General features: G+C 58.0%; 11 protein-coding genes. 7 read left to right on the top strand and 4 right to left on the bottom strand.

Going from position 1 to position 15019, the window contains the following annotated elements; translation table 11 throughout:
• The 4 genes from putA to OA238_RS05285 are packed head-to-tail and all read left to right on the top strand — an operon-like array spanning position 1 to position 4971.
• The gene (gene putA / locus OA238_RS05300) at positions 1–3435 is read left to right on the top strand and encodes a bifunctional proline dehydrogenase/L-glutamate gamma-semialdehyde dehydrogenase PutA (protein ID WP_015494381.1); all 3435 of its coding nucleotides are present in this window, start codon (positions 1–3) and stop codon (positions 3433–3435) included.
• 48 nt (positions 3436–3483) lie between these two features.
• A complete protein-coding gene (locus OA238_RS05295; RefSeq protein ID WP_015494380.1) occupies positions 3484–4224 on the top strand; it encodes a rhomboid family intramembrane serine protease in 741 nt (246 codons plus the stop codon).
• Entirely contained in the window at positions 4221–4586 is a 366-nt protein-coding gene (locus OA238_RS05290; protein ID WP_044036357.1) for a GFA family protein, read from the top strand. The genes OA238_RS05295 and OA238_RS05290 overlap by 4 nt, the downstream gene beginning before the upstream one ends.
• Position 4587: 1 nt before the next feature.
• Positions 4588–4971 (top strand): VOC family protein, encoded by a 384-nt coding sequence (locus OA238_RS05285; RefSeq protein WP_044036355.1) that lies wholly within the window; start codon positions 4588–4590, stop codon positions 4969–4971.
• On the opposite strand, the gene OA238_RS05280 is transcribed toward OA238_RS05285, so the two are convergent.
• The gene (locus tag OA238_RS05280) at positions 4968–5762 is read right to left on the bottom strand and encodes an inositol monophosphatase family protein (RefSeq protein ID WP_015494378.1); all 795 of its coding nucleotides are present in this window, start codon (positions 5760–5762) and stop codon (positions 4968–4970) included. The two genes, OA238_RS05285 and OA238_RS05280, sit on opposite strands and share 4 nt — an antisense overlap.
• Before the next feature lie 304 nt (positions 5763–6066).
• Between OA238_RS05280 and OA238_RS05275 the strand changes: the two genes are divergently transcribed.
• A complete protein-coding gene (locus OA238_RS05275) occupies positions 6067–6543 on the top strand; it encodes an EAL domain-containing protein (RefSeq protein WP_187293149.1) in 477 nt (158 codons plus the stop codon).
• On the opposite strand, the gene OA238_RS05270 is transcribed toward OA238_RS05275, so the two are convergent.
• On the bottom strand, positions 6540–7445 hold the full coding sequence (locus OA238_RS05270) for a LysR family transcriptional regulator (protein WP_044037960.1): 906 nt from the start codon (positions 7443–7445) through the stop codon (positions 6540–6542). The genes OA238_RS05275 and OA238_RS05270 overlap by 4 nt on opposite strands.
• Positions 7446–7538: 93 nt before the next feature.
• Between OA238_RS05270 and metF the strand changes: the two genes are divergently transcribed.
• The gene (metF, locus tag OA238_RS05265; RefSeq protein WP_015494375.1) at positions 7539–8402 is read left to right on the top strand and encodes a methylenetetrahydrofolate reductase [NAD(P)H]; all 864 of its coding nucleotides are present in this window, start codon (positions 7539–7541) and stop codon (positions 8400–8402) included.
• A gap of 13 nt (positions 8403–8415) precedes the next feature.
• Here the strand turns inward: metF and OA238_RS05260 are convergent, their stop codons facing one another.
• Positions 8416–9480, bottom strand: coding sequence for a DUF2235 domain-containing protein (locus OA238_RS05260; protein ID WP_015494374.1), 1065 nt, complete (start codon positions 9478–9480; stop codon positions 8416–8418).
• Positions 9467–11764 (bottom strand): xanthine dehydrogenase family protein molybdopterin-binding subunit, encoded by a 2298-nt coding sequence (locus OA238_RS05255; RefSeq protein ID WP_015494373.1) that lies wholly within the window; start codon positions 11762–11764, stop codon positions 9467–9469. The genes OA238_RS05260 and OA238_RS05255 overlap by 14 nt, the downstream gene beginning before the upstream one ends.
• Positions 11765–11928: 164 nt before the next feature.
• Between OA238_RS05255 and OA238_RS05250 the strand changes: the two genes are divergently transcribed.
• The gene (locus OA238_RS05250) at positions 11929–14985 is read left to right on the top strand and encodes a valine--tRNA ligase (protein ID WP_015494372.1); all 3057 of its coding nucleotides are present in this window, start codon (positions 11929–11931) and stop codon (positions 14983–14985) included.
• Positions 14986–15019: the final 34 nt, after the last annotated feature.

The raw sequence follows: 15019 nt of genomic DNA, 5'->3' as shown, positions 1-15019 counted from the left end.
ATGGCTAAAAGTGCAGCAAACAAACTCCGCAACAAAATTGATGCAGCCTATTTGGTGGACGAACATGTGGCGCTTGAACGGTTGGTGACGCAGGCCAATCTGACACCACAAGATCGCGTTGCCATCGCCGAACAGGGGGCAGACCTCGTGCGTCGCATCCGCGCCGCGTCCGACCCGGGCTTGATGGAAGTTTTCCTCGCGGAATACGGGCTGTCCACCGACGAAGGCATTGCACTGATGTGTCTGGCGGAAGCGCTGCTGCGCGTGCCAGACGCCGACACGATTGATGCGCTGATCGACGATAAAATCGCACCGTCCAACTGGGGCACCCACTTGGGCAAATCCTCATCCAGCCTTGTCAACGCGTCGACGTGGGCGCTGATGTTCACGGGTCGCGTGCTCGATGATGATCGCGGCTTGGCACAACCCCTGCGCCGCGCGATCAAACGCCTTGGCGAACCTGTGATCCGCGCCGCCGTTGGCCGTGCCATGCGCGTGATGGGCCAGCAATTCGTGCTTGGCGTCGACATCGACAAGGCGATGAAACGCGCGGCGAATATGGAAGCCAAGGGGTTCACCTACAGCTATGACATGCTGGGCGAAGCTGCACGGACCGAAAAGGACGCCAAACAATACCACCTCTCCTATAGTCGCGCGATTGCGTCGATTGCGGACGCTTGCACCCATGACACCGTGGCCGAAAACCCCGGTATTTCCGTCAAACTGAGCGCGCTGCATCCGCGCTATGAAGAAGCCCAACGCGACCGCGTCATGGCTGAACTTGTGCCGCGTCTGCTCAGCCTTGCGATGTTGGCCAAATCCGCTGGTCAGGGGTTCAATGTCGATGCCGAAGAAGCCGATCGTCTGTCGCTGTCACTAGATGTGATCGAGGCGGTGGTGTCGGACCCTGCTTTGGCTGGGTGGGACGGTTTTGGTGTCGTCGTGCAGGCCTTTGGGCAACGTGCTGGCTATGTGATTGACTGGCTCGGTGATTTGGCGACCCGCACCAATCGCAAGCTGATGGTACGCCTTGTGAAGGGCGCTTATTGGGACGCCGAAATCAAACGCGCACAGGTGCTTGGCCTCGAAGGGTTCCCCGTTTTCACCGCCAAAACCCACACAGATGTCAGCTACATCGCGAACGCGCGCAAACTGCTCGGACTGACCGACCGGCTGTATCCGCAATTCGCGACCCACAATGCCCACACCGTCGCGGCTATCCTGCATCTGGCAGATGATATGGGGGTCAGTGCAAAGTCGTATGAATTCCAGCGTTTACACGGCATGGGCGAAACGCTCCATAAGATTGTGTTGAAAGACAACGCCACCAACTGCCGTATTTACGCGCCTGTCGGGGCGCACGAAGACCTGCTGGCCTATCTTGTGCGCCGCTTGTTGGAAAATGGCGCGAACTCGTCGTTCGTGAACCAGATCGTTGATGAAAACGTCCCACCTGAGGTTGTCGCCGCAGATCCGTTTGATCAGATTGGTGTCACGCCAAACCTGCCCAAAGGCCCCGATTTGTTCGCGCCGCATCGCGCCAACGCCAAAGGCTGGGACATCACGCACCGCCCGACGCTGATTGAGATCGACAAGGCGCGTGATCCGTTTCATGCCCACGTCTGGGACGCGACACCGCTGTCATCAGCGTGGTCAAACGCTGCAAACGCCAAAGCCCGCGACGTGGTGAACCCCGCTGTGCCGAGCGATACCGTTGGCCAAATCGTCTTTGCCACACCGGATGACGCCAAGCGCGCAATCGTTGCGGCGGTCCCGTGGGATTTGCCCGCAGCGGACCGTGCTGACGTGTTGCGCAAAGTTGCGGTTGCCTATGAAGACAACGCTGAAGAACTGTTCGCATTGTTGCACCGTGAAGCGGGTAAAACCATGCTCGACGCTGTCGGAGAAATCCGAGAAGCCGTTGATTTCTTGTACTACTATGCAGCAGAGGCCGAGGGCCGGAACCCGACCCCCCGCGGCATCTGGACCTGTATTTCACCGTGGAATTTTCCACTCGCGATCTTTACGGGACAGGTTTCAGCGGCGTTAGCCGCAGGCAATGCCGTGCTTGCCAAGCCAGCCGAACAGACCGGCCTTATCGCCCACCGCGCGGTGCAATTGATGATTGAGGCTGGCGTTCCCGCGGACGTTTTGCACCTGCTTCCCGGTGGCGGCGACATCGGTGCGGTGCTGACGTCGGATGCGCGGATCAATGGTGTTGCCTTCACCGGATCAACCCCGACTGCGCTGAAAATCCGCGCGACAATGGCCGAAAATTGCGACCCCGGCACACCGCTGATTGCGGAAACTGGCGGTCTGAACGCAATGATTGTCGATTCAACAGCCCTGCCCGAGCACGCTGTGCGCGACATTTTGCAATCGGCGTTCCAATCAGCAGGCCAACGCTGTTCGGCGCTGCGCTGCCTTTATGTGCAAGAAGACGTCGCAGAAAAAGTAATTCACATGCTCAAGGGGGCGATGAATGAATTGCGCATGGGCGATCCGTGGCACTTGACCACCGATGTTGGCCCCGTCATCGACGAAACCGCGCGGCAGGGCATCCAAGACCACATCGATGCCGCGCGCACTGATGGCCGTGTGATACACGCGCTTGTCGCTCCGGATACTGGCACATTCGTGGCGCCCACGGCGATCAGAGTGAACGGTATTGCCGATTTGACCCGTGAAATATTCGGCCCCGTGCTGCATATCGCGACCTACAAATCCGGTGACCTGGACAAGATTATCGCCGATATCAATGCAACGGGCTACGGGCTGACGTTCGGGCTGCACACCCGCATCGATGACCGTGTGCAGCAGGTTGTCGAAAACATCCACGCGGGCAACATCTACGTCAACCGTAACCAAATTGGGGCGGTCGTCGGCAGCCAACCCTTTGGTGGAGAAGGTCTTTCTGGTACTGGCCCAAAGGCAGGCGGTCCGCTGTACATGCCGCGCTTTGCCGCCATGATGGAAATACAGCCGATCCCGGCAGCCGAACCCGTCGATCTGCCGGGCCCAACAGGCGAATCCAATCGCCTGTCGGTTCATCCACGCGGCCCCATTGCATGCCTCGGGCCTGACGCGCGCACGCAGGCCGACGCGGTGGCGGCCCTTGGTGGCATACCGATCATTCCAGACCTCGGCTCACAAGCCGATGCCGCCACGGTCCTTGGCGGTGTTCCTATGGTTCCCGAAGGCGACCTGCCGGCTGAAGCACTTTTGACGCTGGACTGCGCCGCAGTCGTTTGGGATGGCGACGAAGACACCGCACGCGCCTATGAGCGCGCATTGGCGCGCCGCACTGGGGCCATTGTGCCGCTCATTACCGGTGGGTTGGTCGCGGGCCACGTCCTGCACGAACGCCACATCTGTATCGATACAACGGCAGCGGGCGGCAATGCCGCACTTCTGGCGGAAGTCGGCGGCAACTGAACACGTTTTGGGTCTTGACCGTCCGCGTTGCTTCGCGGACGGTCAGCCATGTTTCCAATTCGCGATCATAATCCTTCTGAAAAGACGCCCTATGTCACCTATGTGATCATCGCGATTAATATCGCCGTGTTTGCGTGGCAAGAACTGGTTGTGACCGGCATCCCTGCAAGCAACCAATTCCTGATCGACTATGCGTTCTGGCCCGTTCTGTTTGACGATGGGCAAGGAACCCTCGGCTTATTCACCCACATGTTCCTGCACGCTGGCTTTATGCACTTGGCGGGTAACATGCTGTTTTTGTGGATATTCGGCGACAACATGGAAGAAGAAATAGGCCACTTGCCGTTTCTCGGCTTCTACATCCTCAGCGGGTTTGCGGCGGCCTATCTGCAATACCTGCCCAACGTCCTAAGCGCCGTGCCGATGGTCGGTGCATCGGGCGCAATCGCAGGCGTCATGGGCGGCTATTTGTTGTTGTTTCCCAAGGCGCGTGTCGATGTGTTCATCTTCTTTGTCATCTTCTTTCGCATCCTGCCAATCCCGTCTTTCATCGTTCTGGGCTTGTGGATGGGCTTGCAGGTCTTTAACGGTTTGGGCAGTGATCTGAACGGTGGCGGGACGGCCTATTGGGCCCATGTGGGCGGCTTTGTTGCAGGGTTTGTGATGACCATCCCGGTCTGGCTGCGCCGCGGCGGCTCCCGCTACTGGGACCGCACAAGCGGACATCCGCCCCACCCTGAAACGCACTATCCCAAATCCAGCATCCCACTGATCCGGCGGCAAAAATGACCAAAGTCACATGCCACTGCGGCGCTGTTGAACTGCGCGTAAAACTCGCCGACGGGCTGAATACGGCACGGCGCTGCGATTGCTCATTTTGTCGCCGTCGTGCAGCCCCAGCAGTCACGATCAATGTCGGCGATCTTAAGGTGGTTCGCGGCGCGGACAACCTTACGCGCTACAGCTTTGGGACCAACACCGCGCAGCACCATTTTTGTAAGATCTGTGGGATTTACACCCATCATCAACGCCGCGCAAACCCCAATGAATACGGGGTAAACATGGGCGGGATTGAGGGCGTGAACCCTGCCGAGTTCGAGCCCATCGTTTGGCACGATGGCGTCAATCACCCCTCTGATCGAAAGGCCTGATATGATCCGTTTAGATGCCGTCGCTGTGTCGTCCAAAGACATGACCAAGACCGTCGCGTTTTATGAATTGCTCGGCTTCGACTTTCCGGAATGGAGCGTTGACGACAAGCATGTCGAACCCAACATCAAAGCTGGGGACGTGCGCCTGATGATCGACACCGCTAAATTGATGGAGGAACTGAGTGGCCACGCGCCAACACCGCCCAACCATGCGAGTTTCGCTATGTTGTGTGACACTGTGGCAGAGGTTAACGCGGTTGCGGCCGCGCTGAAAGACGCAGGACACACCCTGACGGTGGAACCGTGGGATGCGTTTTGGGGCCAACGCTACGCCACAGTCCGCGACCCTGACGGCTACCAGATCGACATCTTTGCCGCGCTTTAGTCGTTTTTGGACCGGATAACTTTTGAGAACTTTTCAAAAATCGTCTCGGCAGCGCAGATAACTTCGCCGGACTCGATGATATTGTTGGCGGGGTTGATCGATTCAACCATGCCCCCTGCTTCGCGCACGATGATAAGACCAGCAGCCATATCCCATGATTTCAGGCGGCGTTCCCAGAACCCGTCGTAACGGCCAGCGGCCACATACGCGAGGTCGAGCGACGCAGCCCCCCAGCGGCGCACACCCGCACAGGTCGGCAAAATCCGTGCGAGGTCTTGCAAGGTTGTCGGCAAATCGGCACGGCCCGCGAACGGCAGACCCGTGGAAAAGATGCTTTCGCTCATCTTTGAGCGCCCCGAAACGCGCAAACGCTTCTCGTTCAACCACGCGCCACTGCCCTTTTCGGCAAAGAACAACTCGTCCTTCATCGGGTCATAAATAACGCCGATAACGATCTGGCCTTTGTGTTCCAGCGCGATTGAAACAGCCCAATGCGGTAGGCCATGCAGGTAATTCGTAGTGCCGTCCAGTGGGTCAACGATCCAGCGGCGGGTGGGGTCGGCGCCTTCAATCTCGGTGCCTTCTTCGCCCAGAAAACCGTACGTTGGTCGCGCATCCATCAATGCCTCACGGATCATGAATTCCGCGTTTTTATCGGCACGGGTCACAAAATCTCCAGGGCCTTTGGTGGACACCTGCAGGTTCTCGACCTCACCAAAGTCTTTCAGCAACGCACGCCCCGCACGACGGGCCGTTTTCATCATCACGTTGAGGTTCGCACTGGCAACCATGTCGATCTCCTTTGTGCGTTGACCAAAAACTGGCCGCGCAACGTTTGTTGGGGCGTATAGGGGCTGAGCCATGTGCAAACAAGGGGCGATAATCGCCACAAATCCGATTGAAAGACTGTGGCAGTCGTTGCCTCGTCTTAACACTTTGTATGCCAGAATGTGCTTAAGTGAAGCGATACGAGCCGTGGGAAAGCGTGTGTTTAACAGAATTATCGCTTCAACACGGCCCCACTTTGCCGATAGCGCAAAGCTGAGCGTCCGAGATACTGAATTGGTCATAGCGACAGCTCTGCTGATATGTGCCTTGTCTTGGTATACGGGGCGTCAGGATTTGCACCGTATCCTCGCCGCCAGCCCGACAGCCGCGCAGCACGTGACGTTGGAAATCACGGAAGACGTTTTCATCGCCCGCGCAGCGGACGCGATCCAAGCCTCAATTGCCAGCTTTCGCGACCTTGGCGTACGCATATCTCTCGATGATTTTGGCACCGGTTTTGCGTCGTTCCATCATCTGCGCCAGCTTGATTTCGATGAACACAAGATCGACACCAGTTTCGTCGCAGGGCTTAGCCACGATTTAACCTCCGAAGTCCTCGTTCGGGGTTTTTTGAACATCGCATCGGGTCTTGGTGTCAGTGTCATTGCGGAAGGCGTCGAAACGCAGGCCCAAAGCCAAGAATTGATCAACATGGGCTGCGTGGCTGCGCAGGGCTATTTGTTCAGTCCTGCCGTGCCGCTGGCGCAGGCAGCGGTGCTTTTTACACCTCAGAAGACCGCCTAGACACGCTGCAATTTCACCGCCTCTTTGCGCGCCTGCGCCACCAGATGGGCAACAAAAGGCAGTTCTGCACAATCATCGCGCACCGCCGCATAAAGCCTGCGGGTCAGCCCCGTTTCGGTCAGTGGTCGCGTCACGTAGTCAGATCCATATGACGCTTGGCGCACGACCCAGTCAGGCAGCACCGCAACCCCGCGCCCCGATGCCACGAGCAACAAAATCACCGCCGTCAGTTCAACCTGCCGCACCGCCTTTGGTTGCACCTTTGCAGGTATCAAAAGCTGCGAAAACACATCCAGGCGGGATTGTTCCACAGGATAAGTGATCAGCGTTTGATCACGAAAATCGTCCGCTTCAATAAATGCTTTGCTGGCCAGCGCGTGGTTTGTCGCCGCGACAAACACCGGTTCGTAATCAAACAACGGTAGGAACGTCACCCCCGGCATGTCCTCGGGATCAGAAGACACCACCAGATCGACCTGTTCTTTGCGCAAAGCAGGCAGCGCATCGAACGTCAGACCAGGGCGAATATCGACGTCAACATCCGGCCATGCCTTGCGGAATTCCTCAAGCACCGGAAGCAGCCATTCAAAACAGGCATGACATTCAATCGCGATGTGCATCCGCCCCGAGCTGCCCTGCACCAGTCCGGAAAATTCCAATTCCAGCGCAGCCACTTCGGGGAGAATTCGGTTCGCCGCCGCCAGTAACCGATGCCCCGCCGCTGACAGCTTTAACGGTTTGGACCGACGTACGAAAAGCTCGACCCCCGCTTGATCCTCGATCCCCTTGATCTGATGGCTCAAGGCGGATTGGGTAATGCCCAGACTGTCGGCTGCGCGGGCCAGACCACCGGTCTCATGGATCGCCTTGATCGTGCGCAGGTGACGGAACTCGATGTGCATAACTGAACAAACCTCATGATGTTCGTGAAACTTATGAATTTGCTTCATGTAGACCAAGACGGGATAAAGACGCAACCTTATGGAGATCCCCACATGTCCCGTCCGTCAGTATCCTTTGAATTCTTCCCGCCCAAATCACTGCAGGCGTCGTTCCGGCTGTGGGACTGTGTGCAAACCCTTGCGCCGCTGGACCCGAGCTTTGTGTCGGTCACTTACGGCGCAGGTGGCACCACCCGCCAGCTGACCCACGATGCCGTTGACGCAATTGTAAAAACCACCGATCTGCCCGTGGCCGCCCACTTGACCTGCGTCGATGCCACCCGCGCTGAAACGCTGGAGATCGCGGCTGGCTACAAGGCCGCTGGTGTCACCCATATTGTGGCCCTGCGCGGTGATCCACCAAAGGGAACAGGTGGTTTCGCCCCGCACGCCGACGGCTTTCAAAGCTCGATCGAATTGACCAGCGCCTTGGCTGACGAAGGCTTCGACGTCACCGTCGGCGCTTATCCCGAATGCCACCCAGATGCGGCAAGCCAACAAGCCTGTATCAACCACCTCAAGGCGAAAATCGACGCAGGCGCCACCCGCGCCATCACGCAATTCTTCTTTGAGTCCGACACTTTTCTGCGCTTTCGCGATGCCTGCGCCGATGCGGGCATCACCGCCCCGATCCTGCCCGGCATCCTGCCGATTGAAAACTGGGCCGGCGTGCAAAAATTCGCTGCGGGCTGCGGCACCGCCATCCCACAAATCCTGAAGGATGCGTTTGGAAATGCCACCGATCCCGACGTGATCAACCTGCTTGCCACCGCGCAGGCCACCGAACTCTGTGATGAATTGCTCACCGAAGGCGTCAACCACCTACACTTCTACACCCTCAATAAACCTGAACTGACCCGCGACATTTGCCACGCTCTCGGCATGGAACCTGCGCTGCGGCTTCAAAACGTGGCCTGACCCCCGCTTGGGATCAATTGCGCAGTGCAACCTTGGGGTCATCAGGTCGGTTTTTGGCAACGCTCGGGTGCGGCCGCTCGGATGCGTCGCGCCCGACAACCCGCGCTTTGCGCGACCAGAACAGCTTTGCCCAACCGCGCCATAGGCCCACTGACGGCGCCGTTGCGTCCGTGGGGAATCGGGCGGCCCACCCATCGGGCAGTGGGATTTTGCAGCGTTCCAATTGTTCCAACATCCAGACCAGCGACAGATTGGCCAAAGGGCGCGCCGGTTCATAGCCATTGATCTGCCCGCCGACGTCACCGTGGGTGCCCGCAAACCAGACCTGTTCCATTTTGCCGGACCATCCCGGCGGACACGCCCACAGCACGGGCGCATAGGCCTCGCGGGTTTCATCCAGCGCCAAGGCATGAAAACCGTGGCGCACCGACGCGCCCAGCGCGTGGTTGTGAAAGGCATGTTCGACGACGGACCAGCGCCATAGGATCGGCAACCGCACGCCAAGCGCTTTGACCGTGTCCCAAACCGCAACCGCCTCAATTGTGACCGTTGCATGGCACATGCGCTTGCGGAATGCCTCGGCTGCCAAACCGCGCCCACCACGGCGATAATGGCGGTAGGCCAGTTGAACATTGCGTTCTGTCGCGCAATCGGTCCGCACCAACCCGACCAGATCAATCACCCCCACGAGAGAGCGCACAGCGTATGCCCCACGTGAATAACCCGCCAAAACAATGCGATCCCCACTCCGGTAGCGCGATGCCAAAACCCCATACGCCCGCTTGATCTGGCTGTTGATGCCGCGCCCCAGCATCACGTCCAAGGTCTCTCCCCAGTCGGTCCATTGGATACCGGGTTCATAATAAATCGTAAGGTTGGCGGCGCGTTTGGTGCCACCGCTCGCCTCTTGCAGAAGCTTATAAAGCTGTCCTGCATGGGTTTCACAGCCAACCTCTAAAGACGACATCGTCCCATCAAGGATAACCACATGGGTCGCAGAGCCGCGGTGTCGCACGCCAGCTGTCTCATGCGTGCGGCTACGTCTGATAAGGGATTGGACCCAGTTAAGTAGACGCATCACCGCCCCTGTTTAACATCTGCCAGACACGATGCGGCGTGAACGGCATCTGAACGTCGCGCACCCCAAGGTCCCAGACCGCGTCTTGCACCGCGTTTGTGATGGCAGCCAAAGCACCGACCGTGCCGGCCTCGCCACAGCCCTTCATGCCCATAGGGTTGTACAGGCTTTGCGTCGCTTCGGTGTCGAAATACATCATCGGCACATCCTCAGCGCGAGGCATAGCGTAGTCCATGAACGATGCCGTGAGAAGTTGGCCGTCTTCATCATAAACAACCCGTTCAAACAGCGCCTGCCCAATGCCCTGCACCACCCCGCCATGCACCTGTCCTTCAACCAACATAGGATTGATAAGATTGCCAAAATCGTCAATTATCGTGTAGCGCTGCACGGTGACAACACCTGTCTGCGGGTCGATCTCGACTTCTGAAACATGTGCGCCGTTGGGATAGCTGCGGTGGTCAAGTTTGATCTGTTTTGACACACTCAACAGGTCATCGCGCCCAGCACCCCGCGCCATGTCCGCCACATCAAGCATGGTGGGCGTCAGGTTTGATCCGGCAATGCGGAACCTCTCGTCATCGAAAGAAACGTCCATGGCGGGCACGCCTTCAACCTCCCCAAGGAACGCCGAAAATCCGTCGATCAACACACCAACTGCGGCCAACGTCGCGGTGTTTTGCACGGTAACTGAGCGCGAACCACCCGTGCCGCCACCCGTGGGGATCAAATCGGAATCACCTTGTACAACCGAAATCCGGTCCGCAGGAATCCCCGTTTGATCCGCCAGAAACTGCGCAAAGACAGTTTCATGGCCCTGCCCGTTGCTTTGCGTGCCGACAAAGATCGACACCGTTCCGTCGGTGTTGAAATCGACGCGGCTGGTTTCGCTTGGATTACCTAGAATGCTTTCGATATAATAACACAGGCCGATCCCGCGCAGCTTACCCGCCGCCGCAGACACCGCGCGGCGCTGCGCGAACCCGTCACGGTCCGCCGCACTCGTCACACGCGCCAACACCCGTTCAAAATCGCCCACGTCATAGGGCTGGCCCGTTGCGGACAAATATGGAAACTGGTCCGGCTTGATAAAATTACGCTGCCGCAGCGCCCAAGGGTCCACGCCCATCTCGCGGGCCGCGTGATCTAGGCTGCGTTCCAACACGTAAATCGCCTCGGGTCGCCCCGCACCGCGATAGGCGTCGACCTGCGTGGTGTTGGTGTAGACCCCGACGGTGCGCATCGCCACCGCCTGCACATCATAAACACCGGGCAAAACCTTGCTGAAAAACGCGGTCTGGATCAATTGTCCCGCTTGAGAATTATAGGCGCCCAAATTGGCAATTGTATCGACTTTGTATGCGATCAACCGGTGGCTGGCGTCGAAACCCAACGTCGCAGTGCTGACCAGATCGCGCCCTGCATTGTCGCTTTGCATGGCTTCGGATCGATCCGACATCCACGCAACGGCGCGACCCAGCGTCCGCGCAGCGTAGGCGCACAAAAACGTCTCGGGATAATCCATCGCCTTCATCCCGAACCCGCCACCGACATCAGGGTTGGTGACACGCACATCCGCCGCGTCCATCCGCAACTCTTGCGCAATAGACGCGCGCGGCGACCATACCCCTTGACCGTTGACGCTCACGTGCAAGCGCGCGCCCTCGGGTTGCGCAAAACATCCACGAGGCTCCATTGAATTAACGATAATGCGGTTGTCCTGCACCGGCACGTTGATCACATGCGCGGCGCTGGCCAGCACTGCATCCACCGAGGCGATGTCCCCCATCGACCAATCAAACGCCACGTTGTCGGGCGCTTCCGCGTGGAGTGCAGCCCCGCCCGCCGCCAACGCCATGTGGACATCTAGATCGTCAAAATCCAACTCGATCATCTCAGCTGCATCACGCGCCTGCGCCAAGGTGTCAGCGACGATGAATGCCACGGGTTCCCCGACAAATCGCACACGGCCCCGCGCCAGGATCGGGCGTTCAGGTGCTGCGGCCTTGGTCCCGTCGCTATTGGTGATGATGTCAGCGTTCATCGCAACGTTCAGCCCTGCGGCTTCAAGGTCCGCCAGCGTCAGCACCATATGCACACCATCTGCCGCACGCGCGTCCGCAACATCTAACGTGGTGATGTCGCCATGCGCGACGGTTGATCGCAACACATAAGCCCGCAGCGCACCGCTCGGCACAATGTCATCCACATAACGCCCCGTGCCGTTCAGAAAACGAACGTCCTCAACCCGCTTGATTGGCTGGGATTTCCCAAACTTTTCCATGTCCGTCGCTCCTTTTGGCTCAGCCTGAACCCTAGACCGCGCAGCGGGCGCGTCCAGCCTAAACCTTGGCCCAAACCTTAAACCAAACCTTGACCCTGACCTTGGCCCCTTTCCCTTCACGCCTCGCTCGGTTATTTCACGCCCAAACAAAGGGATCGCAGACCATGCCAATGGAAAAGAAATTCGACGCGAACGAGGCCGAGGCCCGCATTACAAACCGCTGGCTGTCTGAAAAGGCGTTTGTCGCAGGCGCCAACGCGTCGCGGGATGACACATACTGCGTTATGATACCGCCGCCAAACGTCACCGGCGTTTTGCACATGGGCCACGCGTTCAACAACACGCTGCAGGACATTCTGGTGCGTTGGCATCGCATGCGCGGCTTTGACACGCTTTGGCAGCCCGGAACAGACCATGCAGGCATCGCCACGCAAATGGTCGTCGAACGCCAACTGGCCGAAACAGGTCAACCCAAACGGGTCGAACTGGGGCGCGAAAAGTTCCTTGAAAAGGTCTGGGACTGGAAGGCCGAATCCGGTGGGAAGATCATCAACCAACTCAAGCGCCTCGGTGCGTCTTGTGACTGGGACCGCGAAGCGTTCACCATGTCCGGCGCCCCCGGTGCGCCCGCATCTGCCCAAGGTAATTTCCACGACGCCGTCATCAAAGTCTTCGTTGAAATGTACAACAAGGGCCTGATTTATCGCGGCAAACGTCTGGTCAATTGGGACCCGCATTTTGAAACCGCGATTTCCGATCTTGAGGTCGAGAATGTCGAAGTCGACGGCCATATGTGGCATTTTAAATACCCGCTCGCGGGTGGCCTTACTTATGACTACGTCGAGAAGGATGAAGACGGAAACGTAACACTTAGCGAAAAGCGTAACTATATTTCTATTGCGACGACACGGCCCGAAACCATGCTTGGGGATGGCGCCGTTGCAGTTAACCCAAAGGATGAACGTTATGCGCCAATCATCGGAAAACTATGTGAAATTCCTGTTGGGCCAAAAGAATCTCGCCGGCTGATACCGATCATTGTTGACGATTATCCGGACATGGATTTCGGCTCCGGTGCGGTGAAAATCACCGGCGCGCATGACTTCAACGACTACATGGTCGCCAAGCGCAACGGCATCCCGATGTACGCGCTGATGGACACCAAAGGCGCGATGCGCGCAGATGGCAAAATCTATAGTGAGGAAGCCGCGATCGCGCAGTCCATCGCCACTGGGGACACCGAATTTGACGAAGCAATGATTGCCGCGATGAACCTTGTGCCGGACGCCTACCGCGGCATGGATCGGTTCGTGGCCCGCGACGCAGTGGTGGCAGATATCACCGCCGAAGGCCTGGCCGTGATGGTTGAGGCCACCCGCAAAGTAAAGGATGATGAGGGGGTTGAGAGCGACGTCACCGAGACCGTGCCATACGTCGAGTCCAAGAAAATCATGCAGCCGTTTGGCGATCGATCAAAAGTCGTGATTGAACCCGCGCTGACGGATCAATGGTTCGTGGAAACCGACAAGATCGTCGGCCCTGCACTGGACGCGGTGCGCGATGGGACAGTGAAGATAATGCCGGAGTCGGGCAAGAAAACCTACTTCCATTGGCTCGAGAATATCGAACCTTGGTGCATCTCACGCCAGTTGTGGTGGGGGCACCAGATTCCGGTTTGGTATGTTCCGGGCGAAACCGATTGGTACGCCATTTGTGCCGCGACCGAAGCAGAGGCCATCGCAAGCGCGACCCTGCAATATCCCGAAGGCACAGAATTTCGCGTCGTGGCTGACGAACAAGAGGCCGCTTCGATTCTCCAAGAACAACTTGGCCTGTTGGACACGCGCGACGAAGGCTCGATCAGATCCTTTGCAGGCCCGATGCAACTGCCGATGTTCCGCGACCCCGACGTCCTCGACACGTGGTTCTCGTCTGGTCTCTGGCCAATCGGCACGCTCGGCTGGCCCGAAGACACGCCCGAGCTGAAAAAATACTTCCCAACCTCCGACCTCATCACAGGACAGGACATCCTGTTCTTCTGGGTCGCGCGGATGATGATGATGCAATTGGCCGTCGTCGGCGAAGTTCCGTTCAACACCATCTACCTGCATGGCCTCGTGCGCGACGCCAAGGGTAAGAAGATGTCCAAATCAACCGGCAACGTCATCGACCCGCTCGATATCATCGACGAATACGGCGCAGACGCGCTGCGGTTTACCAATGCGGCGATGGCATCGCTTGGCGGTGCATTGAAACTCGACACGTCCCGCATCGCGGGCTACCGCAACTTTGGCACAAAGCTGTGGAATGCCTGTCGGTTTGCCGAAATGAACGGGGCCTTCAGTACAGACGCTGTACATACAGGTGGTGTAAAGGATCTGTACGCAAATCATACGTCGCTTTCGGTAAATAAATGGATCATCGGCGAGACGTCAAAAGTGCTGGCAGAAGTCGACGACGCGCTCAGCAATTACCGTTTCAACGACGCCGCAGACGCGCTTTATAAATTCGTTTGGGGCAAGGTCTGCGATTGGTATGTCGAATTGTCCAAGCCGCTTTTGCTAGATGGAACGGACGCCGAAAAGGCCGAATGTCAACAAGTGATGAACTGGGTGTTAACCCAATCGCTGATCCTGTTGCACCCGATCATGCCGTTTATCACCGAAGAATTGTGGGGCTTGATGGGCAAAGACGGGCTGCTGTGTCACACTGACTGGCCCGAACTTGGCGACGATCTTGTAGATGCAGACGCGGCGTCTGAAATGCTTTGGGTTATCCAGATCATTGAAAACATCCGGTCAACCCGCGCGCAAATGAACGTGCCTGCGGGTCTTTACGTGCCTCTCATTCAGGTCGAGGCCGACGATGCCGCCAAGACCGCATGGGCAAACAACGAAGCCCTGATCAAACGTCTCGCGCGGGTCGATGCCTTGACGGTTGGAGACGCGCCGACGGGGTCGCTGACCGTCGGCACCAAAGGCGCGACATTTGCGCTGCCACTGGCCGACATCATCGACGTGGACGCCGAAAAAGCCCGCATTACCAAGTCATTGGGCAAAGTTGAAAAAGAAGCTAACGGTTTGCGTGGGCGTCTGGGCAACCCGAAATTCGCCGAAAATGCGACGGCTGAAGTTGTCGATGAGGCCAAGGCAAATCTGGCGCTGCGGACCGAAGAAATTGCGCAACTGTCGGCGGCTTTGGTGCAGCTCAACGAAATCTAGCTGCAGACGTTTTTTGGGGGGGGGGCGTGTGGTC

The sequence above is a fragment of the Octadecabacter arcticus 238 genome, assembly GCF_000155735.2.
Taxonomy (GTDB): Bacteria; Pseudomonadota; Alphaproteobacteria; order Rhodobacterales; family Rhodobacteraceae; genus Octadecabacter; species Octadecabacter arcticus.
Note: the sequence above shows the minus strand (reverse complement) of the source record. Positions and strands in the feature narration are given on the sequence as shown.

What these genes read in the sequence shown, in the direction of transcription:
- putA (WP_015494381.1), top strand. Translation starts at nt 1, where the DNA reads ATGGCTAAAAGTGCAGCAAACAAACTCCGCAACAAAATTGATGCAGCC.
- OA238_RS05295 (WP_015494380.1), top strand. Translation starts at nt 3,484, where the DNA reads ATGTTTCCAATTCGCGATCATAATCCTTCTGAAAAGACGCCCTATGTC.
- OA238_RS05290 (WP_044036357.1), top strand. Translation starts at nt 4,221, where the DNA reads ATGACCAAAGTCACATGCCACTGCGGCGCTGTTGAACTGCGCGTAAAA.
- OA238_RS05285 (WP_044036355.1), top strand. Translation starts at nt 4,588, where the DNA reads ATGATCCGTTTAGATGCCGTCGCTGTGTCGTCCAAAGACATGACCAAG.
- OA238_RS05280 (WP_015494378.1), bottom strand. Translation starts at nt 5,762, where the DNA reads ATGGTTGCCAGTGCGAACCTCAACGTGATGATGAAAACGGCCCGTCGT.
- OA238_RS05270 (WP_044037960.1), bottom strand. Translation starts at nt 7,445, where the DNA reads ATGCACATCGAGTTCCGTCACCTGCGCACGATCAAGGCGATCCATGAG.
- metF (WP_015494375.1), top strand. Translation starts at nt 7,539, where the DNA reads ATGTCCCGTCCGTCAGTATCCTTTGAATTCTTCCCGCCCAAATCACTG.
- OA238_RS05260 (WP_015494374.1), bottom strand. Translation starts at nt 9,480, where the DNA reads ATGCGTCTACTTAACTGGGTCCAATCCCTTATCAGACGTAGCCGCACG.
- OA238_RS05255 (WP_015494373.1), bottom strand. Translation starts at nt 11,764, where the DNA reads ATGGAAAAGTTTGGGAAATCCCAGCCAATCAAGCGGGTTGAGGACGTT.
- OA238_RS05250 (WP_015494372.1), top strand. Translation starts at nt 11,929, where the DNA reads ATGCCAATGGAAAAGAAATTCGACGCGAACGAGGCCGAGGCCCGCATT.